Source organism: Flavobacterium chryseum, from assembly GCF_004362015.1.
In the GTDB taxonomy this organism is placed as follows: domain Bacteria; phylum Bacteroidota; class Bacteroidia; order Flavobacteriales; family Flavobacteriaceae; genus Flavobacterium.
In genome coordinates this window covers 1-2753 of sequence record NZ_SNWW01000033.1, presented here as the reverse complement: position 1 = coordinate 2753, position 2753 = coordinate 1, and the positions used below count along the sequence as shown (strand labels likewise).

Sequence of the window (2753 nt, the reverse complement as noted above, 5' to 3'; positions counted from 1 at the left end):
GCAGATTATTTGAAGTTTCAAAATTCAGATCTTAATAAAAAGCTTCAGGCAAACAACATAAAATTAAACCGAATTGAGAGTATTGTTTCGCAAACGTATAAGTTTCGTGATACGACAAAGCGAGAAACTGATCTTTCCGGCATTGTTGAAGCGATTAAAAGTAATATTCCATCAAGTCAAGTAGTAGTTGATACAACTAAGTGTATGACAACGAAAGGAATCATTTCTTTTAAAGATAATAAGCTTACATGGACTGTTTTAGATCGAACCTTTGAAAACAAATCCGATGCTGTTGCATATTGGGAACGTCGGCAATGGAAATTTTTAGGAATTAAAACCCGGTTATTTGGAAAGAAAGAATTTACGTCAAAGGTATTCGATGAATGCGGCGAAAGCCGGACCATGAAGATTGAAAAGAAAAAATAAATCAAACCGAAGTGTAAAGCTTCGGTTTTTTTAATGGATAATAATTAAAAATATTTTAAAAATATATATATAACATATTTGCTATATCACAAATATGTTATATATTTGTACTGTTATTATTTATCAAAATAACAGGTTATTATGAGTTCAAAAGATTTATTTAAGCTGTTGGAAGATGATGGTTGGATTCTCGACCGAGTAAAAGGTAGCCATCATGTGTTTCGACACCCAAAAAAAGACGGTATTGTTGTTCTTCCTCATCCGAAAAAGGATATTCCGAAGGGAACTGAAAACAGTATTTTAAGACAAGCGGGACTGAAGTAGAGTAAGTCCCGATTTTGTCGGGTGTTTTTAAATAAAAACAAGATTAAACCAGAGAAATTAGAAAGACACAAAAAACGAAAGAAAAAGAGTTATGGCAATCAAAGTAAAGATTGAAAGATCTTCTGATGGTAGCTACTGGGGTACAACACAAAATGTGCCAGGAGTTATTGCATCTGATGGAGAATCTATCAATGAAATGAAAGACAACTTAAGAGAAGCAGTAGAATTGTATTTAGAAACTGCCAAAGATCATGACAAAGAAACTTATGAAGCTTACAAAAAAGGTTTTGAATTTGAGTATGATGTAGATATATCAGAAATTTTCAATATCTTCGAAGTTATAAATAAGTCAGTATTTGCAAAAAGTATAGGAGTTAATCCATCATTATTCAGACAATATACTACATCTAAAAAACAAACTTATATTTCAGAAAAACGAGCACAAGAAATTGAGGATGGTTTACATAAATTAGGCAAAGAACTCCTCTCAATTAAACTATAAATAATTTGTAATAACCGCAAATATATTACCTTGTTAACCCGGTCGAATTAAACCCCTCAAAAGAGGGGTTTTTTTACGGTTTTACGTAAAGCATAAAAAGCAATTTGTTTAATGTGCTTTAAAGCGCTGGGGCATTTTCTAAAATGTTTTTTCGGTTTATTTCTTTTAAATCTGTTATGTAAATTTGAGTTGTAACTTGCGATGTATGTCCAAAGAGATCTTTTAATGCATCAATGGAAACCCCGGCTAAAATCATCTTGTTTGCTCCGTGCTTTTTCATTGCATAAAGATTCATATTTATTTCGAGGCCTTTTTTTACAATCCTTTCCCAGCGCTTAGTAGCGGTATCTCGTTTTAATTTAGTAGATCCTGGAATAAAATCTAATTTTGCTCCCACATTTCCTTTTCCACTTTGTCGAAAGCTTCCAAATAAATAATAATTATCCGGTAGATTTCCGAATTGCATAGATTTAAAAATTTCTATCAAATGTTGATTGATAGGAACGACTCTTTCTCTGTTAGTTTTTGTAATTTCTGGTGGCAATGTAATTTTTGAGTTTTCCAAATCAATCATTTCTAAAGTAATTTTCAAAATCTCTTCAGGTCTTATTCCAGTATAGAAAATGGTTGAACAAAAATTCCAAAAGTTAGAATGCTTACTTTGCATTTCCTTTTTAATTTTAAAAAAATCATTATCGGATGCTGGAACATTAGCGCGACTTTCGGCCACTGCTAAATTATTTATCTTGTGAGCCGGGTTTGTTGGAATAATATCCCATTGGATCAACTCACTTAAAATAGCCTTTAAGTGGTTTAAATGTTTGTTGTATGCACTGTTGGTCCATTTACGTTGCTCAGCCGCCTTTTCCATTATTAACTTAATGTGAGATCTCTTTGTATCGGTGATCAATAAATTATTCAATGAGAGAGCTTCGATTGAATTTTTCATGAATTTGATAGTTCCATTGTATCCGGAAAAGGTTTTAGATCCAATGTTTGGCTTCTTTTTTTCGATTGCAAAGTCTAATGATTCAATCAAAGTTAATTTAGGATCATCAATAACGAGTTCTGGAAGAAGTGGATTCCATCCTTCTTTCAGTTTTTGATGTAGTGCATCGCGAAGAATATTTGCTTCAGCTTCTCTTTTTTTGTAATTAGAAATGTAATTGATTCCGTATTTGAATCTGAAAAGTTTCTTGTCATATCTAAAATAGATAAACCAAGATTTGCTAAGGTCGTCATATTTGACAACTTTAGGAATTGTGTAGATTGATTTCATTTTAATTTGTTTTAAGAATTAAAATGTTTGCGGGGGACATTTAATCAATCAATAAGTGTACACTATTTGTTCACTTTTATTTTTAAAAAAACGGGAAGCCTATTATTTAAAGGGCTTCCCGAATTAAGCGGAGAAAGAGGGATTCGAACCCCCGGACCTGTTACAGTCAACAGTTTTCAAGACTGCCGCATTCGACCGCTCTGCCATTTCTCCAGTATGTTG

Annotated in this window: 4 protein-coding genes and 1 tRNA gene; 3 read left to right on the top strand and 2 right to left on the bottom strand. The window is 32.5% G+C overall.

Features of this window, described 5'->3' with window-relative positions; genetic code table 11:
• From EV143_RS21620 to EV143_RS21335, 3 genes are all read left to right on the top strand, one after another.
• Nucleotides 1-426: hypothetical protein (locus tag EV143_RS21620; RefSeq protein WP_166638204.1), on the top strand; the 426-nt coding region annotated here is incomplete at its 5' end.
• A gap of 141 nt (nt 427-567) precedes the next feature.
• Nucleotides 568-750 (top strand): type II toxin-antitoxin system HicA family toxin, encoded by a 183-nt coding sequence (locus tag EV143_RS21340; RefSeq protein ID WP_133509921.1) that lies wholly within the window; start codon nt 568-570, stop codon nt 748-750.
• A 91-nt stretch (nt 751-841) separates the two neighbouring features.
• Nucleotides 842-1252 carry a type II toxin-antitoxin system HicB family antitoxin gene (locus tag EV143_RS21335; protein WP_133509920.1) on the top strand — a complete coding sequence of 137 codons (411 nt, stop codon included), beginning with the start codon at nt 842-844 and terminating at the stop codon, nt 1250-1252.
• 118 nt (nt 1253-1370) lie between these two features.
• On the opposite strand, the gene EV143_RS21330 is transcribed toward EV143_RS21335, so the two are convergent.
• Together EV143_RS21330 and EV143_RS21325 are read right to left on the bottom strand one after the other, a co-directional pair.
• Nucleotides 1371-2531, bottom strand: a complete 1161-nt coding sequence (locus EV143_RS21330; protein WP_133509919.1) for a tyrosine-type recombinase/integrase — start codon at nt 2529-2531, stop codon at nt 1371-1373.
• Nucleotides 2532-2659: 128 nt separating this feature from the next.
• Nucleotides 2660-2744 (bottom strand) — tRNA-Ser (locus EV143_RS21325).
• Nucleotides 2745-2753 lie beyond the last annotated feature (9 nt).